24 protein-coding genes, 1 tRNA gene and 2 pseudogenes are annotated in these 25677 nt (G+C 58.3%); 12 read left to right on the forward strand and 15 right to left on the reverse strand.

What is annotated here, in order from left to right; all coding sequences use genetic code 11:
- Nucleotides 1–321 precede the first annotated feature (321 nt).
- The 6 genes and pseudogenes from GIW28_RS22845 to GIW28_RS30865 all read right to left on the reverse strand — a co-directional run.
- Complete coding sequence (locus GIW28_RS22845) at nt 322–1302, reverse strand: MBL fold metallo-hydrolase (protein WP_236447893.1); 981 nt, start codon at nt 1300–1302, stop codon at nt 322–324.
- A 145-nt stretch (nt 1303–1447) separates the two neighbouring features.
- A pseudogene (locus GIW28_RS22850) lies at nt 1448–1603 on the reverse strand (AAA family ATPase); the annotation flags it as partial.
- A gap of 116 nt (nt 1604–1719) precedes the next feature.
- Nucleotides 1720–2658 (reverse strand): DUF481 domain-containing protein, encoded by a 939-nt coding sequence (locus GIW28_RS22860; protein ID WP_225932993.1) that lies wholly within the window; start codon nt 2656–2658, stop codon nt 1720–1722.
- A gap of 311 nt (nt 2659–2969) precedes the next feature.
- Complete coding sequence (locus GIW28_RS22865; RefSeq protein ID WP_017138893.1) at nt 2970–3722, reverse strand: alpha/beta hydrolase; 753 nt, start codon at nt 3720–3722, stop codon at nt 2970–2972.
- A 338-nt stretch (nt 3723–4060) separates the two neighbouring features.
- Nucleotides 4061–5365, reverse strand: coding sequence for a serine hydrolase domain-containing protein (locus GIW28_RS22870; RefSeq protein ID WP_236447892.1), 1305 nt, complete (start codon nt 5363–5365; stop codon nt 4061–4063).
- Between the two features lie 121 nt (nt 5366–5486).
- A pseudogene (locus GIW28_RS30865) lies at nt 5487–5564 on the reverse strand (hypothetical protein); the annotation flags it as partial.
- Nucleotides 5565–5675: 111 nt separating this feature from the next.
- Between GIW28_RS30865 and GIW28_RS22880 the strand changes: the two are divergent.
- Nucleotides 5676–6638: a LysR family transcriptional regulator gene (locus tag GIW28_RS22880; RefSeq protein ID WP_017138895.1), complete on the forward strand. Its 963-nt coding sequence runs from the start codon at nt 5676–5678 to the stop codon at nt 6636–6638.
- Here the strand turns inward: GIW28_RS22880 and GIW28_RS30675 are convergent.
- From GIW28_RS30675 to pvdQ, 3 genes are all read right to left on the reverse strand, one after another.
- Nucleotides 6618–7034 (reverse strand): hypothetical protein, encoded by a 417-nt coding sequence (locus tag GIW28_RS30675; protein WP_329606475.1) that lies wholly within the window; start codon nt 7032–7034, stop codon nt 6618–6620. The genes GIW28_RS22880 and GIW28_RS30675 overlap by 21 nt on opposite strands.
- 294 nt (nt 7035–7328) lie before the next feature.
- A tRNA-Cys gene (locus GIW28_RS22890) sits at nt 7329–7402 on the reverse strand.
- A gap of 212 nt (nt 7403–7614) precedes the next feature.
- Nucleotides 7615–9894 (reverse strand): bifunctional acylase PvdQ, encoded by a 2280-nt coding sequence (gene pvdQ / locus GIW28_RS22895; RefSeq protein WP_236459087.1) that lies wholly within the window; start codon nt 9892–9894, stop codon nt 7615–7617.
- A gap of 239 nt (nt 9895–10133) precedes the next feature.
- On the opposite strand from pvdQ, the gene GIW28_RS22900 reads away from it, so the two are divergent.
- Nucleotides 10134–10511, forward strand: a complete 378-nt coding sequence (locus GIW28_RS22900; RefSeq protein ID WP_176992157.1) for a fe2+ zn2+ uptake regulation protein — start codon at nt 10134–10136, stop codon at nt 10509–10511.
- A 27-nt stretch (nt 10512–10538) separates the two neighbouring features.
- Here GIW28_RS22900 and GIW28_RS22905 read toward each other — a convergent pair whose 3' ends face one another.
- Nucleotides 10539–10733 (reverse strand): hypothetical protein, encoded by a 195-nt coding sequence (locus GIW28_RS22905; RefSeq protein WP_017138898.1) that lies wholly within the window; start codon nt 10731–10733, stop codon nt 10539–10541.
- A gap of 172 nt (nt 10734–10905) precedes the next feature.
- On the opposite strand from GIW28_RS22905, the gene GIW28_RS22910 reads away from it, so the two are divergent.
- The gene (locus GIW28_RS22910) at nt 10906–11049 is read left to right on the forward strand and encodes a hypothetical protein (protein ID WP_017138899.1); all 144 of its coding nucleotides are present in this window, start codon (nt 10906–10908) and stop codon (nt 11047–11049) included.
- 47 nt (nt 11050–11096) lie between these two features.
- On the opposite strand, the gene GIW28_RS22915 is transcribed toward GIW28_RS22910, so the two are convergent.
- The 5 genes from GIW28_RS22915 to GIW28_RS22935 are packed head-to-tail and all read right to left on the reverse strand — an operon-like array spanning nt 11097 to nt 15501.
- Nucleotides 11097–11843, reverse strand: coding sequence for an ABC transporter permease (locus tag GIW28_RS22915; protein WP_370589405.1), 747 nt, complete (start codon nt 11841–11843; stop codon nt 11097–11099).
- 11 nt (nt 11844–11854) lie between these two features.
- Nucleotides 11855–13054, reverse strand: coding sequence for an ABC transporter substrate-binding protein (locus GIW28_RS22920; protein WP_138451690.1), 1200 nt, complete (start codon nt 13052–13054; stop codon nt 11855–11857).
- On the reverse strand, nt 13041–13844 hold the full coding sequence (locus GIW28_RS22925) for an ABC transporter ATP-binding protein (RefSeq protein WP_099549678.1): 804 nt from the start codon (nt 13842–13844) through the stop codon (nt 13041–13043). Before GIW28_RS22925 ends, GIW28_RS22920 begins: the two co-directional genes overlap by 14 nt.
- A complete protein-coding gene (locus tag GIW28_RS22930; RefSeq protein WP_099549677.1) occupies nt 13841–14902 on the reverse strand; it encodes an acyl-CoA dehydrogenase family protein in 1062 nt (353 codons plus the stop codon). Before GIW28_RS22930 ends, GIW28_RS22925 begins: the two co-directional genes overlap by 4 nt.
- A gap of 38 nt (nt 14903–14940) precedes the next feature.
- Entirely contained in the window at nt 14941–15501 is a 561-nt protein-coding gene (locus tag GIW28_RS22935; RefSeq protein WP_236447628.1) for a carboxymuconolactone decarboxylase family protein, read from the reverse strand.
- 102 nt (nt 15502–15603) lie between these two features.
- Here GIW28_RS22935 and GIW28_RS22940 point away from each other — a divergent pair, with 102 nt between their 5' ends.
- The 9 genes from GIW28_RS22940 (at nt 15604) to glgA (ending at nt 25645) form a co-directional block, all read left to right on the forward strand.
- A complete protein-coding gene (locus GIW28_RS22940) occupies nt 15604–16515 on the forward strand; it encodes an AraC family transcriptional regulator (protein WP_176992154.1) in 912 nt (303 codons plus the stop codon).
- 324 nt (nt 16516–16839) lie between these two features.
- Nucleotides 16840–17736: a calcium-binding protein gene (locus GIW28_RS22945; RefSeq protein ID WP_080593797.1), complete on the forward strand. Its 897-nt coding sequence runs from the start codon at nt 16840–16842 to the stop codon at nt 17734–17736.
- Between the two features lie 161 nt (nt 17737–17897).
- Complete coding sequence (locus GIW28_RS22950; RefSeq protein WP_170037595.1) at nt 17898–19892, forward strand: methyl-accepting chemotaxis protein; 1995 nt, start codon at nt 17898–17900, stop codon at nt 19890–19892.
- A gap of 90 nt (nt 19893–19982) precedes the next feature.
- A complete protein-coding gene (locus GIW28_RS22955; RefSeq protein WP_017138908.1) occupies nt 19983–20441 on the forward strand; it encodes an SRPBCC family protein in 459 nt (152 codons plus the stop codon).
- A gap of 112 nt (nt 20442–20553) precedes the next feature.
- Nucleotides 20554–21000 (forward strand): DUF411 domain-containing protein, encoded by a 447-nt coding sequence (locus GIW28_RS22960; protein WP_138453598.1) that lies wholly within the window; start codon nt 20554–20556, stop codon nt 20998–21000.
- Between the two features lie 3 nt (nt 21001–21003).
- Entirely contained in the window at nt 21004–21447 is a 444-nt protein-coding gene (locus tag GIW28_RS22965; protein ID WP_017138910.1) for a YqaA family protein, read from the forward strand.
- Nucleotides 21448–21491: 44 nt separating this feature from the next.
- Complete coding sequence (locus GIW28_RS22970; protein WP_138453600.1) at nt 21492–22508, forward strand: alpha/beta fold hydrolase; 1017 nt, start codon at nt 21492–21494, stop codon at nt 22506–22508.
- A 26-nt stretch (nt 22509–22534) separates the two neighbouring features.
- On the forward strand, nt 22535–23485 hold the full coding sequence (locus tag GIW28_RS22975) for a D-2-hydroxyacid dehydrogenase family protein (protein WP_017138912.1): 951 nt from the start codon (nt 22535–22537) through the stop codon (nt 23483–23485).
- Nucleotides 23486–24088: 603 nt separating this feature from the next.
- Nucleotides 24089–25645 (forward strand): glycogen synthase GlgA, encoded by a 1557-nt coding sequence (glgA, locus tag GIW28_RS22980; protein WP_236447555.1) that lies wholly within the window; start codon nt 24089–24091, stop codon nt 25643–25645.
- Nucleotides 25646–25677 lie beyond the last annotated feature (32 nt).

The following is a 25677-nucleotide window of genomic DNA, read 5'->3' on the forward strand; positions in this document are numbered from 1 at the left end:
ACGTTGATTTTTCATTGCGGAACTGTTTTTCGCTCCAATCTTGGCTGATCAGCATCGCCGCCGTCGCTTCACCCACTCCCTGAGCTGGCCCTCGACACAACGGCAAGACAGGCAGCTATCGGCCCAAAACATTCCTTCACGAAGAGCAGGAATTGGCTGATTCCTGCTGCCTGCAACCGACACAAGACCGAGCGCATGGGGCTATTTTTTGGGCGCCATAGATCACTCCCCCCATATTTCTTTGAGAAAATCAGGTCCTTGCGTTTTCTTAATTTACCGGTGGCTTCCTTAGGCCAACCGAGTCGCCGGCCTATTCAATGGCTACAAGGCATCTAGATCGATCGGGGCGAAAGCGACAGGCAGTTGCACCTTCACAGCGTCCCGTTGTGCCAGGGGTATCAACATGCCCATGCTCTGATCGAAAGAGTCCAATATGCGCGGCATAGCGGTCAACGGTTGGTCCAAGGGCTCAAAAAAATTATCCCAATGGATCGGGATCACGATTTTAGCGCCCGTCTGGACAACCGCCTCTTGCCAATATTGCGCGACAAACTCCGGGGTTTGTTTACCTAACGTTCCGATGCCAAGGAACACCACATCTGCCCTGACATCCTTGAACTTGCCTGGACTGTAATTACCACTGGCGATCACCAGAAGACGACGGCTGCCATGAGTAATCAGGTACGAGAAGTTTTCGCCAACTTTGAAATCCTCCTGCCGGGCAGGAGTGTGCAGCGGATGATCGATGAAGCCTGGTGAGGTGGGATGTGGTGAATGCGGGGTCTCGAAGGCTTTGATTTGAAATTGACCAAACGAAAAAGAATCTCCGTCTTTGATTACCTTGATACGCTCAGGAGGTAATCCGGCACCCATAACGGCGTTGGCAGTCGATGCTGTACCCAATACCGTAGCGCCTGTTTTGAGAGCAACCAAGCCACTGTCCAGGACATGGTCGTAATGCGAATGCGCGACGAATATCGCTGCAAGCTTGGAAATGCCAGCGCTGCGCAAACTTGCATCAATGCGCTGCTCATTAGGCTGTATAGCCGTCAGTAGCACCGAATAAATACTTGGCCGTGAGAAAAAACCGTCCTCCATGATCGCAGTCTCCCCATCATCGAAGCTCAATGTGCCAGCGCCCAGAAAACGCACCGTCAAGTCCGGAGATCCTTGACCGACTTGCGGTCTTAGCGAAGCAAAGGGTTGAACCGAGGGTGATGAGAATTTCCATGCCCCCCAGAGCGTCCCTGCCAACACTGCCATAACAAATGCACAGCCCAACACTTTTTTGCTACGACTCACGCTACATCTCCTGATATTGATATTGAAATGGATAGGCATCGCTGCCCTCCATAGCCGGATCTAGTTTTTTATCTAAGCTGCCCGCCTCATATAAGACGAGACGCATTAAGCTACGCTGTAAGCGCCCGCTAAGTAAGCGTTTGCCAATCACACTTTGCGATGACGCCAAGACTGTGTCTATATTAAACGGATCGTTTCCCCACGTCTCATATTCGTAATCCAGTCCAGATTGCCAGGTCGGCGGAGTCAGCCCAAGAATATCAATTTCCCTGGTTACTACCCGGCGCTGGTGTCCATGTTTGCAGTAGCGCTACAGCGCTGCCCAGAATTTCAGGCTGTCATCGATTGCTTTGCTGATGGCCGAACCTTCGGGCTCGAGGTCGCACTGGGCGCTCATCCAGGCATGCAAAATATTCATCACCAATTCACACCAAAACCGGCTGTATATCTAGCACTGTCCAAGTTGCTATTATCGGATTTACCCGCGACTACCGCGTGTTCATATTTCAGATTTAAGGAAGCCCATTCCGTGACACTGTAACGCAAGCCTAGCTCAGAGTCATAAGCATAATATGCTATATCGCTGAGTGGCCTTCCCAACTCACCCGATGTAAAAAATTCAAACTTTTTTCCAACCAGATATCGTTTGAAGTCCCAGCGGGCAGACGTGAAGTAAAACGTACTACTGCTACCGTCTGAGTACCCGAAACGCATACGATTCAACAGCGCTACGATGGTAAGCTTGCCTAATTGATCGTCCCAGAATTGGTAACCGGGACCGGTGCCAATTTTTCGCCTGGTTATTAGGTCTTCGAACTGATCCTTTTTGTAATTGAAGCCTCCTTCCCAAAGCCAGTTATCGGTTAGGAAACGATCCACGGAGTACTCGGCACTCCAGTTTGCCGTACTTGCAACCTCTGCGTCATCTTCGCGGACGTGAGCAGTCGCGCTATGCCGCCAAGAGCCACTGACAAAACTTGTTTGTGCCGCAAGTTCAACATTTTCACTCTCTGCCTTAGCCTTTTCGGCATGAAGCGCAAGGTCAATGTTCCCCTTCCAAATTGCAGCCGTGAGGTTGGGTTGGGGCTTCATAATCTGGTCGATATTGTTAAGGTCGACAAGACTCAAACCAACGCCCACACCAACTCGCACGTTGCCTTGCGGACCGGTTTGAATCGATTCAACAGTTCCTTGCAACTGGCCCACTTGCTTTACCATGAGCGGCTGCTTGCTTTCCAAAGTTTGAATCTGGTCCTTACTGATCGTTATATCGCCTCCGTAATTCGTACTCAGAACAAGATTTGCGCCCTCCATCAAAATGATGTCTCCGCTAACACGGTCACCATTTTTCAGCATTACATTGTCCGCAGATGCGCACAGTGAAAGAACGCTCACGTAGACAGAGCACGACAATATCACCGCTGTTAATCGCATGACGAACCCACCGGGCTTGAGAAACCTGCCATATGTCACAATTACCGTGTTTTACATTATGAAGAACCGCCCTCCGTTCGCTTTGCAGCGTGAAGTCAGCATCGCAATCTCAATGCCGTCGTTAGCCGCGAGATCTAAGTTTCTAAATAGAGCTATTTAGCTTGACCGATTCGAAATCATACAGGACTGCTGCGCATCACTTATTTACTTGACAGTTGACGCTCATACCAGCATTAAAGAAAACAAGCTATTTTATCCATAGCTTGTTTCGCTTCAGGTATCGGAAGGATTGGCCACACGTGAATCATTCCTCTCCCGATATGCAACTGAACCTCACCTCCAAGCGCCAACGTTTTCTCACAGAAATTAATTGCATCGTGGTGAATAATGTCGCGGGTGCCAGCGAAAATAAGGATCGGAGGTAGATTTTCTGGATCTCCGTTAATCGGACTTACGTAGTTGTGGTCCGTACCAAGATCTCCCGCATACATCATGCCGGCCGCTCTTAAACCTCTCGCGGAGAGCATTGGATCTGACTTCTCGGTTTTTGAAATTAACTCGTTACTCAACGTGACATCCATCCAAGGGCAGATCAATACTAGCTTAGTAGGTTGCACATATCCGATATCTGTTAACGCGAAGCAGAGGGCAACTGCAAGGCCGCCGCCAGCTGAGTCGCCCATTACATTCATTGCGTGACATCGAGCGTTAAAACAAGCAAGCTTATATATAGACAACATGCGAAAAATAACGGTTTTACATTTAGTCTCTGGTGCAAGGGGATAAAGCGGCACTATGATAATATAGCCATATCTTTCGACTAACGTTTGAAGAAAGCGCCAGTGCAGAAACGTAATAGGCCAAACGTAAGCTCCACCATGAAGATAGAAAATATGTTTGGAGCTTGCTTGGTCATCTTTAGGGGCTAGCCTGTAGACTTCGATACCATCAACCATTTGGAGTTCGATGGAGATTTTCTTTTGCATTTTAATAGTTGGTCTTGCAGGGCCCTGCTCTCGTGATTTCCGAAAACTCTTCAGCACTCTATCCAAGGAGCCATAAACTGATTTTCGCCTGACCAGCAAAAGATATGCTATAAGTGCGCGACTTCTAAAACTAGGTTTTTGAGGATTAGTTAGCGAGCCCACAATATATTCCAGTATAAATATTATTAAAAATTAAAATAAGTAATCGTTCAAACCAGCGTTGGTCAACCGGTCTAAGCAGTATTCGTTATTGCGAAACGACTCAACATTGGCGAATGGTACATCGCGGAACACTGCCGCCCACTCTCCAATGCCTGCTATTACCGCTTTTCATCGCACTATAGCGAGCTGGCCATCAGATGATTGGCCACCGCTCGATAGGCGGGCAAGGTAGTCGGATCGAAGTTCGAACTGCTAGCCAAGGGGTGCGAGGCATAACGCACAATGACCATTTTCGCCTTGGGGTCGATATACATGCTTTGTCCGTGGAGCCCACGTGCCGAGTAGACGCCATGAGTGTCGTGGGACACCCACCACATGTTGCGATAACTCCAGTTTGGCAGCAGCTCATAGCCTGCCTTGGCGAAGTCTTGCTGGCTGGCGCCCCCACGAATATTCGCGATCACGCTCTTGGGCACTATCTGCTGGCCATTAAACTTGCCGTCCAGGCGCATCATCTCGCCGAAACGGGCCAAGTCGCGCAACGAGGTGTTGAAACCGCCACCGGTAAACGCGGTACCCACCTCATCGACGATCAAGTAGGCGTCCTGCTCGGCCCCTAGCTTGCTCCAGATGCGCTCTTGTAGATTGACTGCGATGGGTTTGCCCGTCGCGCGCTGGATCACCCAGGACAAAACGTCGGTATTGACCGTCTTGTAAGCAAAGGCCTGACCGTGCTCGCCCTCTTTGCGCAGTTTCATCAGGTATTCGGTCACCGCGGTTGCGCCGACGTATCCCTCCGGTCGCGATGTCATATGGGCGGCTCGTAAGTACTCCCAGATTTCCGCTTTGGGGTCGGCGTAGTCTTCCGAGTAGCGAACACCGACTGTCATATCCATTACTTGGCGTACCGTGGCATCGCCAAATGCACTGTCCCTCAACTCCAGAACGTAGTGGCTGACCTTCGCCTGTGGGTCGATACTACCTTCCTCGACCAGCATCGCCGCCAAGGTGCCGATAAAAGATTTGGTGACCGACATGGCAATGTGCTGGCCCTGATCAGTCAACGCGCCGAAGTAGCGTTCATAGACCACTTGCCCGCGGTGCAGTACCAGGATCCCATCGGTGTAGTTGGCCTTCAGTGACTGTTCCCAGGTCATAGTGCGGTCGCTGCCCAGTAGGGTGAAGACCAGGGCGTCGATGTCTCCGCGTTCGGCGCGAGGTAACGGGCTGGCTGCTCCCTTTCCACGCGCGACCTGCACGCTTGGCAACAGCTCGCGCAGATGCGAGAACGACCAGCGCGTCTGCGGGAACTGCAGGATGCTGCTGAACCGCACGACCTTTTCCGGCACCGGCGGTGAACCTTGCATCCAGCCTATGACCTGCGGATCGCTGGCGTCGGCGCTGAGGAACTGCGGCTGGACGTCATGCTGGGCTATAGCGCTGCCCGGCAAGGTTTGCAGAGCGTCTATTTTCACTTGCATTTTAGTCTCCTTCGCACGCTTGATTACTCGGATTGCGTCGCAATCGGGTGGCCAGCAGGCCTTTTCTGTTCACAGCAACCAATTAGACCTAAGGCCGCAAGATCACACGGAGCTCTGTACTCAATTGCAGGTCGTGAATGCCTTTGAAGATCATCAAGAAGGTCTCACCCTTTTTAAAGTTGAGCCGGCCGTCATCGTTTCAGGGCATCGAAACGCAAACGCGCAGGCTGCCAACCAAGCGCAAACTCTGGCGAATTTTCTGGGAATGAGGTACAACCGTCCAATGCAAATATGAAGAGCGATTGATGCATTGAGCGACTTAATTGACTTGAAGCGAATTCGTCACCTGGTCTTGCTTGGAGAGGAACTGCACTTCTCCCGGGCTGCGGAGCGAGCCCATCTTTCGCAGACGGCGTTCAGCCGTAGCATCCAATCGCTGGAAAAAGACCTAAAGGTGCGCCTGTTTGATCGGGACACCCGCTCAGTGACGCTGACATGCGCTGGTCACCAGCTCATTGCTCGGGCGCGCGAGATGCTGGCGTGCGCCGACAAGTTGGTCGCGGAGGCCAGCGACATCGCCGGGGGGCAGGGAGGTGAACTCAACTTCGGCGTCGGCATGATGACCGCCAACACCACCCTTCCCAACGTGCTGCTGGCCTTGCGCAAGAGCGCGCCCAAGCTGGTGGTGACCCCTGAAGTCAATTACTGGCATCACTTGGCCAACCAACTGGCACAGGAAGACATCGAGTTTGTCGTAGCGAGCGTGCGGGTCGAGCAGGGGGTAGACCCACGCTTTGACGTTCGGAGTTTGCCGCCACAACCGGCCTCTATCTTCTGTCGCCACGAGCACCCACTGGCTCGACAGGCCGAGCCGGTGACGCATCAGCAACTACTCGCCTACCCGTGGGCTGCTGTGACCACGGACGACGTGCACGCCCGGGCGCTATTCGGAATGCCCTCGACGACACTACTGCCGTGGAAGTTGGTATGCAATGAGCTGAACTGCCTGCGTCAGGCCACGCTGACTAGCGACGCGCTACTGCTCACTTGGCAATCTTGGCTAGCGCCTGATTTGGAGAGTGGCGTGCTGATCGATCTAATCGAAAAAATCCAGCCTGCGATCCCCATACATTTGCGCTCTATCCCGGAAACCATCGTGTTTCATGCCGGCCGTACGTTGTCACCCATCGCCAGAAAAACCATCGCACTGATTATCGACGAGGCAGAAAAACGCCTGCCTGTCGTAACTCAGTCAGCGGCCATCTCGGACTAACTTCAGACTACGGTCGAGCTCCATCTGAGCAAACGAAGCGCTGGTCAGCATAAGAACCGAACTTTCTCTCTTTCCCCTCCGTTGTATGCAGGGCTGACTGACAAAGCAAACCCTTGCTTTGGCGTTCGCCGAAACAAGGAAAAGCCACGGGACTATTATGCCGGTGAAACCGTATGGAACGCGGTATACGCGGAAGCGGTACAGGAGCTCAAGAACGGGATGGATCTGGCCTACCTGACCGGCCAACGTCCCGCCGATGTGCTCAAGATTGCAGCCACCGACTTGAACAATGGCTTTTTGCTGATTGGTCAGGGCAAGACCGAAAAACGTCTCCGTCTTCGTTTGGAGGATGCCGGAATCCAATCCGGCCTGAGTAGCTTTATCGACGACCTGCAAGAACGCCGAGCCGTCAATGGAATCCGAACGTCAACCTTGATAACAAACGCGTCTGGACTTCGGATGAGCCAGCAGATGCTACGTATGACCGCTTCCGGCCGTTGTGGGCGCTTAGGCTCCTTAGTCTCAAGCACAATCCCACGTCCAATCGAGGAGAGGCATAACGATAACGGCGTCTTGAATTTCCCGAAAAAAGGCAGTGTTGCGGAAGTGATCCGAAAAATTGCGGAAGCGATGACCAAATCGCAGACAATAAAAAACCCCGTAGACGTTAATCTACGGGGTTTTCAAGAGTGGAGGCCGAGGTCGGAATCGAACCGGCGTAGGCGGATTTGCAATCCGCTGCATAACCATTTTGCTACTCGGCCTCAAACGATCAACGCCCTGACTACTGACATTCACCGCATAAAAACTTGAGTGGGCTGTAAAACCCTGCCTCTACTCTAACTCATTGAATGCATTGAAGTTTTAAATGCTTCGTTGCGTTCGATGGGCGCCATTATGTACGTATTTGCTTTTACCTGCAACCCCTTGATTTCAAAAATATTTCGTATAGCCATCAAGGGGTTGCGGGCCTGCCCTACTCCTGGATGCGCTGCTGCTGATAGTGCGGGTCGGCCTTGATCTGGGCTTCGGTGAAGGGCAGCGCGCGCAGCTTTTTCTCGGAGAAGGCTTGGGTCTGGTCCTTGGCGTGTTTGGATGCGGGGTTGCTGGATTCGGAGAAGGCCAGCACGCCCAGTGCCTGGGGGCCTTTGTCGTCGAAGGTGACGATTTGCAGGTAGCTGGTGCCGCTGACGACTTCGCGTTTGCCGTCGGCGCGGGGCACGGTTTGCATGGCGTTGTAGATGCCCAGCTGTTGCGGGCCGCCGTGCATGGGGGTTTGGCCGCTGACCTGGATGTCGCCCCAGCGGGTGGCCTTGAGTTTACTGACCTCTTCACTGGAGGCCAGCATGGCTTCGCGCAGGGCTTTGGCCACCTCGATGTGGTCGATGGCCAGGCCACGGGGGGTGGTCAACGGTTGTGACGAATCGAAAGGCACGCGCCAGGCGTCGGGGATTTGTTGCAGGTGTTCGACCAGGTTAATGAAATGCACCAGGCCGATGCCGCTGTCGAGGTTGGCGTGCTGGTCCCAGGCTTTCAGGCTGGTACACAACGGTTGCAGCGCGGCGGCGTCAGTGCCCAGGTGCTTGGCGCAATATTCGAGCAGGTCTGGCATGACTTGTCCGGCGAGGTACACCTCGTTGTCCATGACCATGTTTTGCAGGTCGGCCACGCTGATCGGTTGCTTCTCCAGGGATTGCAGGCGTTGCACGGCGAAGCGTGCGCGCGGGCCGAGGCCGATGTGGTCCTGGCTGATCACCGGGGAGAAGCCGTTGAGTGGCGCCTTGGGGTTGGCCAGCCACGCCGAGTCGTTGGAGTGTTGCACGTAGTCGGTGCGCTGCAATTGCGGCAACTGGTCGGCAGCGAAGATGCCCGGTTGCGCTGCACGCGGGTCAACGTCCCAGGCGCAGGCGCTGTGGGCGCCGTCGAGCATGATCATTTGCAGGCCCGCGCGAGGGTCGCTGCATTGCGCCAGTTTGGCGGCGCTGACGTTGGGCACCACCGACAGGTTCATGTAGAGGCTCTGGCCCTGGTCGTCGGCGGCCACGGTATTGACCCACGGTATGCCTTGCAGGGTGTGCACCGAGGTTTGCAGGTCTTTAAGGCTGGTGGCGCGGTTCATCGCGTACCACTGTTGCAGCACGCGGTCGTTACCCAGGTTGGCGTCGCGCAGGCTGAAGGCGTAGTGGCTGTCCCAGTCGAGCTTGCCGGGCCATTGCACCACGGGGCCGAATTGCGAACTGTAGACCGTATGAGTGACCTCTTTGAGGCTGCCATCGGGTTGTTTGACTTGGACCTTCACCGCACGATGCTCCATAGCGATGGATTTCCCATCCAGCAGATAACGCGTGGAATCCTCGGGATCGAGGGTCAGTCGATACAGCGTGAAATGCTTGGACGTGTCCACCGTGTGGGTCCAGGCCACGTGCTGGTTAAAGCCGATATTGATCACCGGCAAACCCGGCAGTGCTGCGCCCATCACGTCCAGTTGGCCCGGGATGGTCAGGTGCATCTCATAAAAACGCATGCCACCGACCCACGGAAAATGCGGGTTGGCCAGCAGCATGCCACGGCCATTAAATGAACGATCACGGCCCACGGCCACGGCGTTGCTGCCACGGTCGAGGCTGAAACGTTGTTGATTGACTGCTGCCAGTTCAAAGGCCTTCATGCTCGACGGCACAGCGGCAGTCGCGTTAGGCGGCGTGGCGCCGACCAGGGCTTCGGCGAATTGGCCGACACCGCCTTCCACCAGCAGCCTGCGGGTCAGCTTGACCAGGTCTTCCACGACCAACGGGCGCACCCACGTGGCGTGGCACTGGGTCGGTGCGCCCTGCTCTTTCAGATAACGGTTGTAGCCGGCGACATAGCCTTCGATGCGCTGCTGCATCTGTGGGGTTTGCGCCTTCCAGAATGCGGCAACCGCCTGGGGCGTATTCAGCCAGTTGAAAAACACATCACTGGCCAGGTTGTTGCGCTCTTCGAGGGTCGCCTGGTCCGGGCCGAAAAACCGCGCACGCTCGCCGTTCACCGTGACCACTTCATTGGCCAGCAGGCACAGGTTGTCTTGCGCATACGCGTAACCAATACCGTAACCCAAGCCACGCTCATCATTGGCGCGGATGTGCGGCACGCCGAAGGTGGTGCGGCGAATATCGGCTGAAGCCTGTGTCACCTGTTCACGCGCTGAAGCATTCAGGCTCAGCCCCAGCAACAGCCCTGCCACGCACGCCTTGGACAACCGGTTGGAAATAATCACGCAAGCTCCACAGTCAATTTGGACACCCTTACAGGGGGCAACGACCCCACCGTAAGAACGCAGGCAACCGGGAATAATTTAGCCGCAGCGGGTGTTTTTTAAGGGCGGTCGACGTGTGACAAAGCGGATACCGACAAAATTTCTACATCCAGGACTTCATGATTTCGCTCGCTCGTTCGTCTTATTCAAATAAGAGCGCCATCATTTTCCTGATCAGGCTCTGATAAGGAGTTTTTTGCATGTACAACCCGCAACCGCCCATGGATGGACATTCACCGGCTGCCGACGCCAATTACGGCGGCGGCGCACAAGCGTTCGGCAAAGCGCCGGAGCACGGCAACCAGCGTATCCGCCATTTGCTCAAGTGCTTCGGTTTGCGCACCAGCCTGATCCGGCTGAAGGTCATTGACGCCCTCCTCACTGCTGCCGACAACCAGCGCACATTGGGCGTGCGCGGCGTGCACAGCCATTTGCTGGAGCTGGGCATTCCGTTGTCGTTTCTCAGTGTGCGCGAGGTGCTGAAGCGCCTGTGCAGCGAGGGCGTGATCACCCTCAATGCCGATAAGAGCTACAGCCTCCATGCAGAGGCTGCCAAAGTGCTCGACCGTCGCGCCTGACGCTTTCGCTCGGCGCTCCAGCAGGCATCAGAAGTGAGGCTTGACCTTGCGACGCATGATGCCGTTGATCACCACTACCACGACGGCAATCGCAATCGCCAGGTACTGGAACGTTTTTTCGCTGATCACGCCGGTGTTTTGCAGATAAGACAGGCCAAACATCGACGCCAGTACTGTCAGGGCGATCAGAATCGAATATTTCAAACGTTGCTTTTGGGTCATGACGGGTTCCTGAAGCTTAAGAATGTATCCACTTTGTATCGCCGAGCATGCCAAGCACATACCCGGTTACGGGGATGGCACCGGTTCGGCAGGGTCATATGTTACAGGCGCTGAGAAATTTTGGCTTGTTCCGCGCCTGATTGAACCTGTCGGTACTTTAGAGGATTTGAAAATGCTCCGTCGAATCACACTGTTGATTCCATTGCTGATCATGTTGACCATGAGCGGCTGCTTCTTTTTCCCACGTGGCGGCGGTGGCGGCTGGCACGACCACGACCATCGCTACGATGGCGGCCCTGGCTACGAGCGTCGCTGACACCACGCGCGCCTCGCTTTGCAGTGAGCAAAGCGAGACGCCTGCAGTCAGCCTGCGTGCACCCAACGTTGATATAGCCAGCGCGCAAAGGCATCCAGCGCAAACCCCAGCAAGCCGATCACCACCACCATCGCCATCAACTCCGAATACGCCAGGCGGTCACGCGTGTCGAGGATGTAATACCCCAGCCCCGCGCTCACCCCAAGCATTTCGCACGGCACCAGCACGATCCACAAAATGCCAATGGCCAGGCGCACGCCGGTCAACACATGCCCGACTACGCCGGGAATGATCACCCGTCGCAGGGTTTCCCAGCGCGTGGCGCTGAGGCTTTTACTCAGTTGCAACCAACGCGGGTCCAACTGGCGTACACCAGCGGCGGTGTTGAGCATGATCGGCCACACCGCCGCAAACGCCAGCAGGAAGTAAATCGGCTGGTCACCCACGCCCATCAACATCACCACAATGGGCATCCAGGACAGTGGCGAGATCATCCGCAGAAACTGGAACGCCGGTGTGGTGGCGGCCTCCAGGTTGCGCGAACTGCCCACCAGCAGCCCCAACGGCACACCGACCAACAAGGCCAGAAACAGCCCAACGAATATGCGCTTCAGGCTCACCGCGATGTGCAGGTACAGCTCGCTGCGCCCGAGCAATTCCCACAAGCTGCTTGCGGTTGCCGCCAGGGAAAAGCGCGCCGACAAGCCATCGGCGTCGCCAAACACTTTCACGCCCAACCACCACAGCAACAGCAAGCCGGCCAAACCACTCAGCCCCAGCCACCAGCCAGGGATTCTGCCGTTGTTCAAACGCCGATCTCCTCGTGCCGTTCGTAACCGTCGGGCAAGCCGAAGGTTTTCATGCCGCCCACGGACTCGATGGCATTGCGCACGAAGCGGTCGTCCACCAGGTCCTTGGCCACGAACGTTGGGTCCAGGTCAGCGAGGAATTTCTTGTCGCCTTCGATCAAAGTGTCCTTCAAGCGCCGTACCAATTCCTCGGTGTAGCTGGGAAATGGGTACGGCTGGAAGTCGATGCGATGCTCGTCCCAGTTGGCATGCTGGATCGCGCCGTCAGCCAGGTACGCGGCACGGTCGGCGGCGGCCGGGGCCAGCACCTTGCTCAACACCGGCTCGGCGTGCGGTGTATAGCGGTTCGGGCCGTCCTTGGACAGCAGTTTCACCGCCTCTTCGCGGTTATCGCGGGTCCACACCTGCGCCTTGACGATGGCATTGACCACCTTCTGCGACCACTCCGGGCGGTTGGTCAGGTCATGCTCATGCATGAACACCACGCAGCAGGCGTGGTTGCGCCACACATCGCCGGTAAAGCGCTGCACGCGGCCGACCTTGAGATTTTCCGCCAGGGCGTTGAACGGCTCGGCGACGATGTAGCCGTCAATGCGTTTACTCGCCAATGCCGGCGGCATATCCGAAGGCGGCAACACGATCAGGTTGACCTCATTGGCCGCAATCGCAGCGCCGGCGGCACGCGCTACTGGCGTAAGGCCGTTGTCGCGGAACAGTTGCTGCACCACTACGTTGTGGATCGAGTACCAGAACGGAATCGCCACCGACTTGCCGCCCAGTTGCTTCACCTCGGTAATGCCCGGCGAAACCGTCAGGCCCGAACCGCCGACATGGTTCCAGGCCACGACTTTGGCCGGCACCTTGCTGCCGTAGCGCGCCCATACCGTCATCGGCGACAGCAAGTGAATCACGTTGACCTGCCCGGAAATAAACGCCTCGATCACCTGCGCCCAACTGCGCAACAGCACCGGGCGCTCGGCCTTGATGCCTTCGGCCTCGAACAAACCGTTGTTATGCGCCACCAGCAAGGGCGTGGCGTCGGTGATCGGCAAATAGCCAATGCGCACCGGCGCGTCCGGCTCGCTGGCGGCGCGGGCTTGCAGGCTGCTGAGCAGCGGCAAGGCACCGGCGGCACTGAGCACCGCCGAGAGTTTGAGAAAGTCACGGCGCGAGTGCGTAAGGTCATCCAGACACATGTGAAAACTCCTGTTGGTCAATGGGGTTGGGTTGAGGGCGGCTCGCCTGCCGTAAGGTTTTCAGAATCTCGATACGCAACGCGCCGATGGCTTCAACCTGCTCTTCGCGCGGTTGCGGCAAATCGATGTGCCATTCGCCCAAGGTCCGCGCCGGGCGGTTGCCCAGTAGCAGGATGCGGTCGGACAACAGCAGCGCTTCGTCGATGTCGTGGGTGATCAATACCGCCGCCGAACCCTGCTCGCGGTTGACCTTGAGCAGCAGGTGCTGCATGTCGGCGCGGGTGACTTCATCCAGCGCGCCGAACGGCTCATCCAGCAGCAACACCTGCGGCTGGCGGGCCAGGCAACGGGCCAACGCAGTGCGCTGGGCCATGCCGCCGGACAACTGCGCTGGAAACTGCTGGCGCGCATGTTCCAGGCCGACCGCCGCAATGGCGTGGTCGACGCGCTGGCGGCGCTGCTCAGGGCTCAAGTGCGGCTGACGGGCGAAATCCAGGCCAAAGGCGACGTTCTTTTCCAGGTTCAGCCAGGGCAACAGGCTGGGGTCTTGAAACGCCACTGCCACCCGTGGATGCGGCCCGGCCAGCGGCTCGCCCAGCACCTGCACGCTACCGCCCTGGGGCGCCTGCAAACCGGCCAGCACGCGCAGCAGGCTGGATTTACCCACGCCGCTGGGGCCGAGGATCGACACCACTTCGCCCGGCTGCAGCTGCAAATCAAACCCTTGCAACACCGGCCCGCTGGCATAGCCCAGGCAAATACCCTCGGCGCTCAGTACCGCCTGACTCATAGGTTGGCCTGACGGTGCAGCTCGGTGCGCAGCTGCACCAGGCTTGGCGTCACGATCGGCACAAAGGCCGACTCGCGCCAGCGCCGTGCAAAGCCACTGCCATGGGCTGTGAGGTAGGCCTTGCCACCACTGGCTTGCAGTTCCAGCTGCACCGCGCTGGCGGCGGTTTCGGCCAGGGCGATGCGCAGTTTGAACAAGGGCACCGGCTCGACGGCAAAACGACCGGCCAACAGGCCGCCTTTAAGTTCTGTGACCAGGTGATCGAGGGTCGCTCGCAAGGCTTCCAGCTCGTCACGCAACACCGTGCGTGAGGAGCCCAAATGGTTGGCCACTTCCGCCAGTGAGCGCCTCGCCAGGCCAATGGACATGCCGCACTGCAAACCCAGGAACGCCGGGCGCACCGCCGGCAGAAACTTGCGTGCATCTTCATGCAGCAACCAGTCGCGGCTCAGCTCCACGCCTTCCAGGCCCAGGGCCGCGGTATTGCTCGATTGCAGGCCCATCAGTTCCAGGTCACGCGAACGCTGCAGCCCTGCGACCGAATCCGGGATGGCCAGAATAAACGGCGCGCCGCCGCCGGCATGCTCAATCGCCGCCGCCGCAACAAAACCGTTCTTGCGCAGGTTGGTCACCCAGTGCAGGCGGCCATTAAGGGTCCAACCGTCTTCGGTCGGCTCCGCGCTGATTTGCAGGGTCTCGATGCCGGACAAAAATTTCATCGCGTTCGAGAGCCCGGTCGCCCCGGCCAGCTTGCCGCTGAGCAGGTCCGGCAACAGGTGTTCGCGCAGCCGCTCATTCGGGCTCTGCAACAAATATTCGATAAAAGAGCGCTGGCCCCAGCACACAAACGCCGCCGCCAGGGAATGGCTGGCCACGTTGGCAATGGCTTCCACCGCGCCCGTCACATCACCGCCCAAGCCGCCCAGCGCCTTGGGCACGCCAATGCTTAATACATTCGACTCTGCCAGCCTTGGCAGCACTTCCTGTGGATCGCAACTGCCCACATCCAGGGCCTGCGCTTGAACATCGAGCCAACGGCTCAAGATAGGGTCAAGCATTCGTTTCTCCTTTTTACAGCAGGTGGACCATCGCCGATTCAGCTTGCCGGTTTTTCCCAACGGTATTGCGCCAGCTCCGGGTTCAGCGGGGTACGGGCAAACACGTTAGCGAAGTTGCACAGGGTTGCCAGGCTGACGCCCAAAATAACTTCCAGCGCCTGGCCCTCGGTATAACCGGCGGCGCGGAACGCTTCAAAACCCGCGTCGCTGACATCGCCACGGGTGGCGATCACTTCGCGGGTGAAGGCGGCGAGTGTCTCATAACGGGCGTTGGGCAATTCACCGCGCTGGCGCAGGGCGTCAATCACGTCTTCGGGCAGCTTGGCTTTATTGCGCGCGACAGCGGTATGGCCGGCCACGCAGAAATCGCAGCCGTGGGTGGTGGCGGCAATCAGCTGCACCACTTCGCGGTCGGCCAGGCTCAGCTGAGACTTGGCGTTGAGCCCGGACACGGTGATGTAGGTTTCCAGCGCCGCCGGTGCATTGGCCAACACGGCGAGCAGGTTGGGAATGAAACCCGAGCCTTTGAGCGCATTTTCCAGGAAGGGCTTGGCCGCTTCCGGAGCGGTTTCGGGGGTGAGCAACGGTACACGGGACATGGAGTGGTCTCCTGATGGGTTCATCGCCTAAGTCTGTTGGTTATAAAAAAACGCCTCAATAGGCTAAAGTAGCGATTACTTGCTCTAGAGTCTTTCCGTTAGATGAATTCGTCCAGTGCGCTCGTTGATTGGTTATTAGACAGCCTCGAACTCAACACCAGCCTGTTCCATGTCGGCCGCTATTGCGGCGCGTGGCATGCCAGCACCCATGGGCTGGCCAGCGCGAGTTTCCACCTGATTGTGCAGGGCCAATGCTGGTTGCATATTGACGGCGAACCCCTTCCCCATCACCTGAATAATGGTGATGCGGTGTTTCTGCTGCGTGACCTCGAGTATCGGCTGTCTGGCGAGGCCACGGCCGCGGCAGCGCAGGAATGCCCGCGCCGACCGATGCTGGCGCTGGACCGCAACGCCGACGATGGCGTCGGCCTGGTCTGCGGTTTTTTTCACTTCCATTCCGGTTTGTCGGCGATGATCGTCGACGGCTTGCCCGCCTGGATCATCCTGCGCGCCGGCGACCCATCGCTTACTGCTGCGCGTAATTTGTTCGAATTGATCCTGCAAGAGTGCGAGCGCGTCCCGGCGCCCTCCTCGGCATTGCTCGAGCGTTTGTGCCATTTATTGTTTCTGTATGTGCTGCGTCAGCAAGTCATCGATAACAGCGAACTGGGCGGTCTGGCGGCACTGGGCCGACAACCGGCGTTCGCCGAGTTGCTCGAGCAATTGATCGCCCGACCGGCAGACCCATGGACCCTGGAAAGCATGGCAGCCTGCACCGGTTTGTCGCGCTCGGCATTTTTCAAGCGTTTCAGCGAGCTGTGCGGGCAATCGCCGGGGCAGGTGCTGTTGATGATGCGCATGCGCCATGCCTGCCGCCTGTTCAAAGAAGACATGACCGTGGCCGATGTGTCACTGGCGGTGGGTTATCAGTCGGTGGCAGCGTTTACTCGGGCGTTCTACAAGACCACCGGCCAGCAGCCTGGGGCTTATCGCAAAGGTCAATGGCGGAATTAGCAACCAGGAAAGCCGGAAATTGCGTGAAAACGCACCACACAACAGGCCCGGCTCACGTGCCGACGCGGCAGTGGTGTATTGCGATCCGACCGTTTTAGGCGATGAGAGAGGCTTCCTGTTTATACCTCCAGTCGTGAAATGGACCGGCCTTTGCGCAAGCGCTACCTGGTCTGACCCTCTACGGCCGATCATCACCGGACGAACGACATATCCAGTCGCAAGCTCTGCGCGGTTGCCAGGAACGCTCTTGCATCGATCGCCCACGTAAGAGGAGCCCTGACCTGCTGTCAGGTTTATACCTTGGTTATCGAGAAGGACATCACCATGCTCTCTCCCTACGCTCACGCCCCAGCAACCGCGCGTCACCTTGTGCCAAGCGTCGAGCCGGTCAAGCCCAAACCTTCACCCTATGATCCACCCGCCGACCTGTCACCGGGCGCGCGAGACGTCAGGACACACATACTGCTCCAAAAAGGCGATGTGACCTTTAGCCGCGAAATCACCTGGAGCACGGCGTACCCCGGTAAACCTAAGATTGTTGCCAATCAACTTAAGGTGGAAACCGGTAACGACGACGACATCATTCGCGTGCGCAGCTGGCCAGGTGACAAGTTGCAGTTCATCGTCAACGGACAGTCGTATGTGGTCGATATCCCACCCCAACAAAGCTTGAACAACAACCTGTTGATCAAGACCAATGGCGGTAATGACACAGTCATCGTCGAGGATGACGTCAAGCATTACGTGTTAATCGAGGGGGGTGATGGCGACGACAGACTCCAGGCCGGCGCAGGCCCGACCGGACTCCTTGGGCAAGACGGCAACGATACGCTGCGCTTGGGCAGTGGCTTTGGCGTTGCACAAGGTGGCGACGGCAACGACAGGCTGTACGGCGGCAGCGGCCCTACCATTCTGTTCGGCGAGGCTGGCGACGACCACCTCCAGGCCGGGTTCAGCAGCGCGCATAAATGGAACCTTCTCAATGGTGGTCCCGGCGACGACACGCTCTTGGGTGGGAGTGGGGACAACTACCTGCACGGAGAAGGCGGCGACGACGAATTGGTGGGGCATGACCGTACGTCGTTCTTCACCGGCGAAGGTAATGACCGCATTCGGAATAATCGGAGCAAGGACCGTATTTTCGCTGGCGCCAATGATCACTTCGACACCACGCAAGGCTCGGCTTTCACTGAGGTGAAACCGAGCACCACTGGCCAATAAGGTCAGCTCAAGGGGTGACCTTGCAGTGGCGAACACCGGCAAGGTCACCGTTGCCCACTCACTTTGCACCATCGTACCTAAAGCTCCTTCTCTCCAAGCCGATAGCCCTACGAAGCTCTAACAAAGCCGCGTCGATAATAACGCTTCGTAAGGACGATCCCATGCCCCCTCTGCGCTCCATCCAAACCCGCTACACCTTGTTTCTGGTGCTGTTCGTCCTGCTGATATTGGTGTTGACCGTTGTCGGTATCGGCCAGTTGGTGGCCCCCACGCTGCGCCATACCGAAGAACAGGTGGTGCTCAACCGCGTCGCCGAAGTGGCTGAGCGCATCCAGGGCGAACTGAACAAGGTTCAAGCCCAACAACGTAGCATCACCCAAACCATTCCCCTGCTCGACAGCGATGCCATCGACAAGGTGCTGCCCGGCCTGGTGGACCAGTATGGCGAGCTGAAAGTCTTCGGCGGCGGTATCTGGCCACTGCCCAACCAGCGCGCTCCAGGGCGCAACAAGTTCAGCACCTTCTGGCACCGTGATGCGTCGGGCAAACTGGCGGTCAACACGTTCTGGAACAGCGACGCTGCGCCCAACTACTACGACCAGAGCTGGTACAAAGGCGGCCTCGCCTCGCCGCGCGGCCAGTGCGCCTGGGCCGCCGCCTACAAGGACGACGCCAGCCAGGAGCCACGCACCAACTGTGCCATGGCCATTCAGCGCGATGGCGCAGCCTATGGCGTGGCCACCATTGACGTAACCCTGGGGTTCTTCAATGAGCTGGTGGCCAGCAAGGAAAAAGACATCGGCGGCCAGATGCTGATCGTTGAAGGCGACGGCAAGATCATCAGCAACAGTTCGCGCATCAGCGGCCCGGTGGTGTTGAAGAACATCAGCGAGCTGGCCAGCACCTCGGCGTTTGCCGCCCAAGTGAGTCAAGCACTGGCCCATCGTGACCAAGGGCTTGTGCGTAACGAGTTCGACAACCAGGGCGTGGCCAGCACCTTCTACCTGCGCCCGATCGAGGGCACGCCGTGGTTCCTCGCCACCGCCCTGCCGACCTCGTTGATCACTGCCCAGCGTGATGACGTGCTCGGCAGCCTGGCCCTGCTGCAAATTCCCATGGTGTTGCTGCTGGTGCTGCTGGCCGCCTATGCGATCCGCCAACTGGTGCAGCGCATGAAGTCGTTGAAGACCAATATCGATGCCTTGTCAGCCGGCGACGCCGATCTGACGCGACGCATCACCATTCGCGCCGAAGACGAACTGGGCGCCATCGGCCATTCGGTCAACCACTTTATCGTCTACTTGCAGAACATGATTGGTGAAGTGACCCAGGCCACGGGCGCCATGTCGTCGAGCCTGGCGCAACTGCAGCAGACATCGGCCCACACCAACCAGATCCTGGTGCGCCACGCCTCGGAGACCGACCAGACCGTCACCGCCATCACGCAAATGAGCTCGACTGCCGACACCGTCGCGCAAAACGCGGCGGAAACCGCCTCGTTCACCCAGCGCGCCAACGAGCATGCCGACCGCTCCCGCGTGGTGGTGGGCGAAGCGTCCACCAGTGTCAGCGCCTTGATCGGCGAAGTCGCCAGCGCCACCCACACCGTGGAGGCCATGCGCCAGGACGCTGCACGCATCACCGAAACCCTCGGCGTGATCGGCGCGATTGCCGGCCAGACCAACCTGCTGGCCCTTAACGCAGCCATTGAAGCAGCGCGGGCTGGCGAGCAAGGCCGTGGTTTTGCGGTGGTGGCCGATGAAGTACGGGCGCTGGCGGCACGGACCCAGGCCAGCACCTCGCAGATCAACGAGATGCTCGCGCGCCTGACCACCGGCGTGAGTTCGTCGGTGGCGGCCATGGAAAACACCCAGGCCAGTTGCCAGTCGGCGGCGGATGCCACGGCACGGGTGAACACCGGGCTGGATGAGATGGCCGGTTCCGTCAGCCATATCAATAACCTCAGCACCCAGATCGCCACGGCGGCCGAGCAGCAAAGCGCGGTGACCGAGGAGATCAACCGCAGCATGGTGCAGATCCGACAGATGGTCGATGAGTTGGTAGAAAGTGGCCACGCCACCCAAACCAACACTCAGAGCCTGTTGGATGCCAATGGCCGGGTCATTGCATTGATGGGCCGCTTCAAGGTGCGCTGATAAAAGACTGAGACACTCCCGTGCAATGCGCGGGAGTGGGACTATTCTGACAGTTCTCAGGACAAACTCTCGCCACACAGGAGGTGTGTCATGCATGCAGCTGAGCATTCGGCCCGCTTGGAGCGGATCAGTCAGGAACGCTTTATCCAGGCGCCAATCGAGGTCATCTACGACTATGTGACCCAGCCGGATCGCTGGCACGAGTGGCACCCCACCTCCCTGAGTGCCGACACCGGCACCACCGGCTCACTGCCGGCCGGCACGCGCTTTACCGAAATCATCGACCTGCTGGGCGTGCGCGTCCCCATGAGCTATCGCGTACAAATCGCCCGCCGCCCCAGTGAATTCAAGACCGTGTTCACCTCCCTCGCGGTAGACGGTTCGATTCACTACTTCCTGCAACCCCACCGTGGCGGCACGCTGTTCAAACGGGTGCTCACCTACGAGACCGAATTGCAACTGGCCACCTTGCACGCGCGCATGATCGACCTGTCGACCATTGCGCTGGACCAACTCAAGCACCGCCTTGAAAACGCGGCTTTCGTATAATTTAGAAACATTACTGGCACCCCGCTCACCCTGTGGGAGCTGGCTTGCCTGCGATGACGTCGTCATGATCGCCGCAAAATCCCGACGCCGTCCTCTTGCCCACGAGCCCCACATGAAAAACCCCCTGCGACTGGCCCTACTTTGCGCCCTGTTCACCACCACCCTGGCCCAGGCCGCCGACCTGATCCCTATCGACGTGCACCGCGACGCCAACTGCGGTTGCTGCAAAAAATGGATCAGTCACCTTGAAACCAACGGTTTCAAGGTTAATGACCATGTCGAAGCCGATATGAGCGCCGTCAAGCAGCGCCTGGGCGTAGCGCCGCGCCTGGGCTCGTGCCATACCGCCGTGATCGACGGCAAGTTCGTCGAAGGCCATGTGCCCGCCGAGCAGGTGCTGGCACTGCGCAAACGTGATGATCTGCTAGGCATTGCCGCGCCCGGCATGCCCATGGGCTCGCCCGGTATGGAAATGGGTGAGCGCCGCGAGGCCTACCAGGTCATCGGCCTGACGCGCGACGGTCAGGATGTGGTGGTGGCTGACTACCCGGCCCACTGATTAATGCTCGCCGGTTACCTGGGGCTGTTTTTTGCCGCCTTTGGCGCAGCAACCTTGTTACCACTGCAATCGGAAGCCGTGCTGGTTGGCTTATTGCTCAGCGGCCACTATAGCCTGTGGCTGCTGCTGGGTATTGCCACGGTGGGCAATGTCCTGGGGTCGGTGGTCAATTGGTGGCTGGGCCGCTGGGTTGAACACTTCAAGGATCGCCGCTGGTTTCCGGTCAGCGCAAAGCAGCTCGACAAGGCCAGTCGCCATTACGAACGCTGGGGGCACTGGACGTTATTGCTCAGTTGGGTGCCGATCATCGGTGACCCGCTGACCTTGGTCGCTGGGGTAATGCGCGAACCGCTGTGGCGGTTTTTGCTGTTGGTCACGCTGGCCAAGAGCCTGCGTTATGGCGTGCTGGCGGCGCTGACCCTGCACTGGGTGTTAATCCCCACTTAATCCCCTCGCAACAGCATCCGGGCATTCCTTCCGGAGCCCTGTTCATGTCGCTAATCCGCGCCTTTTGCATCACCGGCCTGCTCACGGCGAGCGCCGCTCCCGCCCTCGCCGCTGCTCCCCTTGCCACTACCTATGGCCCCGAGCTGCAAGGCTTTCAATACCCCTACCCGGTCGAACATTTCAGTTTCCAGTCCCAAGGCAAAACCCTGCAAATGGGTTATATGGACGTGCCCGCCAAGGGCCGTGCCAATGGCCGCAGCGTGGTGTTGATGCACGGCAAGAACTTTTGCGGCGCCACTTGGGAAGAATCGATCAAGGCCTTGAGCGAAGCGGGTTACCGCGTGATCGCGCCGGACCAGATCGGGTTTTGCACCTCCAGCAAACCGGACCACTACCAGTACAGCTTCCAGCAATTGGCGATCAACACCCACCAACTGCTGGAGAAACTCGGCATTCAGAAGGCCACCCTCATCGGCCATTCCACCGGCGGCATGCTCGCCACCCGTTATGCACTGTTGTATCCGCAACAAACCGAGCAGTTGGCACTGGTCAATCCCATCGGCCTGGAAGACTGGAAAGCCTTGGGCGTACCGTATCGCAGCGTCGACCAGTGGTATGAGCGCGAGTTGAAACTCAGCGCCGACGGCATTCGCCAGTATGAACTCAACACTTACTACGTCGGGCGCTGGAAGCCGGAATACGAACGTTGGGTCGACATGCTTGCCGGCCTCAATAATGGCCCGGGCCATACCCAGGTCGCATGGAACTCGGCGCTGATTTACGACATGATCTTCACCCAGCCGGTGTACTACGAGTTCAAGGATTTGCAGATGCCCACGCTACTGTTGATCGGCACGTCCGACACCACCGCCATTGGCAGTGATATCGCGCCGCCGGCGGTCAAGGCCAGGCTCGGTCACTACGACGTGCTGGGCAAGCAGGTGGCCAAGCTGATCCCCCATGCGACCCTGGTGGAGTTCCCGGGCCTGGGCCACGCACCGCAGATGGAAGAACCGGCGCAGTTTCATAAGGCACTGTTACAGGGGTTGAACACCCTTTAATCCAACCTTTTTCGAGGCACTCCTGAATGTCGGTACAGATCGCAGTCATTGATGATTGGCAGAATGTGGCCAGTGGTGTGGTGGATTGGTCGGCATTGGCGGCGGTGGGCCAGGTGCATTTTCTGCACGATTACCCCGCCGATACCGCCACGATGGTTGAACGTTTGCAGGGGTTCGACGTGATTTGCCTGATGCGCGAGCGCTCGACCTTCGATCAGGCCCTGTTGCAAGGCCTGCCCAAGCTGAAACTGCTGGTGACCGGCGGCATGCGCAACGCGGCCATCGACATTGCCGCGGCTAAAGCCCTGGGCATCCAGGTGTGCGGCACCGACAGCTACAAGCAGGCGGCGCCGGAGTTAACCTGGGCGCTGATCATGGCCTCGACCCGCAACCTGCTGGCCGAAGCCAACTCATTGCGCGCCGGCGGCTGGCAGGTCGGGCTGGGTGGCGATCTGTATGGCAAAACCCTGGGGGTTCTCGGACTGGGCAGCATCGGCCAGAAGGTTGCGCAGTTTGGCCAGGCATTTGGCATGCGCGTGATTGCCTGGAGCGAGAACCTTACGCCGGAGCGGGCCGCCGAGGCGGGTGTGAGCTGGGTCAGCAAGCGTGAGTTGTTCGAGCAGGCGGATATTCTGAGCGTGCATCTGGTGCTCAGCGAGCGCAGTCGCAGTCTGGTAGATGCGCAGGCGCTGGGTTGGATGAAACCGAGTGCGCGCCTGGTCAATACCTCACGTGGGCCGATTGTGGATGAACAGGCGCTGATCGAGGCGTTATCGGCCGGGCGACTGGCGGGGGCCGCGCTGGATGTGTATAGCGAAGAGCCGCTACCGGTTGATCATCCCTTCCGGCGCTTGCCGAACGTGTTGGCCACGCCCCACGTCGGGTATGTGAGTGAACAGAATTATCGGCAGTTTTATCAGCAGATGATCGAGGACATTCAGGCCTGGGCCAGCGGCACGCCGATTCGCAGCCTATAAGCGGTATCGCAAGCAAGCTTGTCTTGCCATGCAGGCTTGTTGTGGCATGCAAGCTTGTTGTGGCGAGCAGGCTTGCCCTGCGTTGGAGCGCGCAGCGCTCCCAAATCGCCCAATCGGTGCATCAGATAGGCCGGGTGTGCTCATTATGGGGCTGCTGCGCAGCCCAACGCAGGGCAAGCCTGCTCGCCACAACAAGCCTGCTCGCCACACCAGCTCTTTTCACTTCAATTATCCGCCGTTCTCCCAAAATCACCGCAAGTTCCGAACGGTGCATATCGTTACAAGTTTTTTGTCCTACAAAAAACCCCTAGAAACCGTACAGTCTCTGGGATCTGTCCTAGACTGATGACCGATGGGTCCGTTTCAAAACAAAAACCCCGCAAAAAATCGAAACTTTACAACTCTGCCGCAGGTCAAGTTTTTAAGGGAGACGAGCGCAGGCGCTTCAGCCGAACGCCCGTCCATCCACTCTTTTTTCGCAATGGGTGCAACTGGCATACGCCTTGCCAGCTTGTACTGTGCTTGTGCGCCTGGCCGCAGGATGTGGCCAATCGGAGCCGATGGCAGCGGGCCATCAGCCGACCAAACATGTAGGAGAGAACTATGATCAGTGCTGCAGTCGATACTCAGGGAGAGCGTTTTAGTCAGCCGGCAGGGGGACCGACTTCGTTGGCCGACCTGCCCAACACTGTGCGGCCGATCGTGAGTCAGAACCCTAATCGTAAGAAAGTCCTGTTTGTGACGTCCGAATTCGCCGACCTGGTGAAAACCGGCGGCCTGGGCGACGTCTCCGCTGCCCTGCCCCGCGCCATGGCGCACCTGCATGATGTGCGCGTGTTGATCCCGGGCTACCCGCAGGTAATGGAAAGTGACAACCCGATCCATATCATTGGCGAGCTGGGCGGGCACGCAGCGCTGCCGCCGTGCAAGATCGGGCGCATGGACCTCAAGGATGGCCTGGTCATCTATGTGCTGATCTGCCCCGAGCTCTACGAACGTGAAGGCACGCCCTACGGCGCCAACAACGGCCGCGACTGGCCGGACAACCATATCCGCTTCGCTCGCCTGGGCCTGGCCGCCGCCGACATGGCCGCCAACCTGGCGCAGATCCACTGGTGCCCGGACCTGGTGCACGCCCATGACTGGCCGGCTGGCCTGGCGCCGGCTTATATGCACTGGCGTGGGTCGCGCACCCCCACGCTGTTCACCATTCATAACCTCGCCTACCAGGGGGTGGTCAGCCTGGCGTCGACCCCGGAATTGGGCATTCCACCCCATGCCCTGCAACAGGAAGGCATGGAGTTCTACGGCAAGATGTCGTTCCTCAAGGCGGGCATGGCGTATTCCAGCCATATCACCACCGTGAGTGCGACCTACGCCCAGGAAATCACCACCCCGGAATTCGGCTGTGGCCTCGACGGCTTCCTCGCCAGCAAGACCCAGCAAGGCCTGCTCAGCGGGATTCCCAATGGCATCGACGAGAGCTGGGAAACCTCCACCGACACGCATCTGACCCATAACTTCAATATTGGCGACTGGGAAGGCAAGGCGGTGAACGCCGCCCATGTGCGCGAACTGTTCGGCCTGCAAGAGTCCACCGGCCCACTTTTCGCGGTGGTATCACGGCTGGTGTACCAAAAAGGCCTGGACCTGACCGAAGCGGTCAGCAGCTTTATTGTCGAGAACGGTGGCCAGATCGCCATCATCGGCCGTGGCGAGCCGGAGGAAGAACACGCCATGCGCGAACTCGCCCTGCGCTTTCCTGGCCAGGTCGGGGTGCGCATCGGCTTCAACGAAACCGATGCACGGCGCATGTTCGCCGGCAGCGATTTCCTGCTGATGCCCTCGCGCTATGAGCCGTGTGGCTTGAGCCAGATGTACGCCCAGCGTTTCGGCTCGCTGCCGGTGGCGCGCAATACCGGCGGCTTGGCGGACACCATCGAAAATGGCGTCACCGGCTTCCTGTTCAATGAGTCCACTGTCGAGAGCTATAAAGAAGCACTGAGCCGCGCGTTCAGGGTGTTTGCCAATAAAGGCCTGCTTAACGCCATGCGCAGCCGCTCCATGACCCAACCGTTCAACTGGTGCCAGGCGGTGGAACCCTACGCCGAGCTTTACGAGCAACTGGTGGCCAAGGCCCTGGGGAAACCCACGAAGTAATTTTTTGGTTGTTGTTTCAAAAAAGGGAGGTC

Origin of the sequence: Pseudomonas sp. PA-5-4B (assembly GCF_021606215.1) — a bacterium.
Classification (GTDB): Bacteria; Pseudomonadota; Gammaproteobacteria; order Pseudomonadales; family Pseudomonadaceae; genus Aquipseudomonas; species Aquipseudomonas edaphica.

What these genes read in the sequence shown, in the direction of transcription:
- GIW28_RS22945 (WP_080593797.1), top strand. Translation starts at nt 16,840, where the DNA reads ATGCTCTCTCCCTACGCTCACGCCCCAGCAACCGCGCGTCACCTTGTG.
- GIW28_RS22975 (WP_017138912.1), top strand. Translation starts at nt 22,535, where the DNA reads ATGTCGGTACAGATCGCAGTCATTGATGATTGGCAGAATGTGGCCAGT.
- GIW28_RS22965 (WP_017138910.1), top strand. Translation starts at nt 21,004, where the DNA reads ATGCTCGCCGGTTACCTGGGGCTGTTTTTTGCCGCCTTTGGCGCAGCA.
- GIW28_RS22905 (WP_017138898.1), bottom strand. Translation starts at nt 10,733, where the DNA reads ATGACCCAAAAGCAACGTTTGAAATATTCGATTCTGATCGCCCTGACA.
- glgA (WP_236447555.1), top strand. Translation starts at nt 24,089, where the DNA reads ATGATCAGTGCTGCAGTCGATACTCAGGGAGAGCGTTTTAGTCAGCCG.
- GIW28_RS22860 (WP_225932993.1), bottom strand. Translation starts at nt 2,658, where the DNA reads ATGCTGAAAAATGGTGACCGTGTTAGCGGAGACATCATTTTGATGGAG.
- GIW28_RS22870 (WP_236447892.1), bottom strand. Translation starts at nt 5,365, where the DNA reads ATGCAAGTGAAAATAGACGCTCTGCAAACCTTGCCGGGCAGCGCTATA.
- GIW28_RS22910 (WP_017138899.1), top strand. Translation starts at nt 10,906, where the DNA reads ATGCTCCGTCGAATCACACTGTTGATTCCATTGCTGATCATGTTGACC.
- GIW28_RS22925 (WP_099549678.1), bottom strand. Translation starts at nt 13,844, where the DNA reads ATGAGTCAGGCGGTACTGAGCGCCGAGGGTATTTGCCTGGGCTATGCC.
- GIW28_RS22940 (WP_176992154.1), top strand. Translation starts at nt 15,604, where the DNA reads ATGAATTCGTCCAGTGCGCTCGTTGATTGGTTATTAGACAGCCTCGAA.
- GIW28_RS22960 (WP_138453598.1), top strand. Translation starts at nt 20,554, where the DNA reads ATGAAAAACCCCCTGCGACTGGCCCTACTTTGCGCCCTGTTCACCACC.
- GIW28_RS22955 (WP_017138908.1), top strand. Translation starts at nt 19,983, where the DNA reads ATGCATGCAGCTGAGCATTCGGCCCGCTTGGAGCGGATCAGTCAGGAA.
- GIW28_RS22970 (WP_138453600.1), top strand. Translation starts at nt 21,492, where the DNA reads ATGTCGCTAATCCGCGCCTTTTGCATCACCGGCCTGCTCACGGCGAGC.
- GIW28_RS22930 (WP_099549677.1), bottom strand. Translation starts at nt 14,902, where the DNA reads ATGCTTGACCCTATCTTGAGCCGTTGGCTCGATGTTCAAGCGCAGGCC.
- GIW28_RS22920 (WP_138451690.1), bottom strand. Translation starts at nt 13,054, where the DNA reads ATGTGTCTGGATGACCTTACGCACTCGCGCCGTGACTTTCTCAAACTC.
- GIW28_RS22865 (WP_017138893.1), bottom strand. Translation starts at nt 3,722, where the DNA reads ATGCAAAAGAAAATCTCCATCGAACTCCAAATGGTTGATGGTATCGAA.
- GIW28_RS22935 (WP_236447628.1), bottom strand. Translation starts at nt 15,501, where the DNA reads ATGTCCCGTGTACCGTTGCTCACCCCCGAAACCGCTCCGGAAGCGGCC.
- GIW28_RS22950 (WP_170037595.1), top strand. Translation starts at nt 17,898, where the DNA reads ATGCCCCCTCTGCGCTCCATCCAAACCCGCTACACCTTGTTTCTGGTG.
- GIW28_RS22900 (WP_176992157.1), top strand. Translation starts at nt 10,134, where the DNA reads ATGTACAACCCGCAACCGCCCATGGATGGACATTCACCGGCTGCCGAC.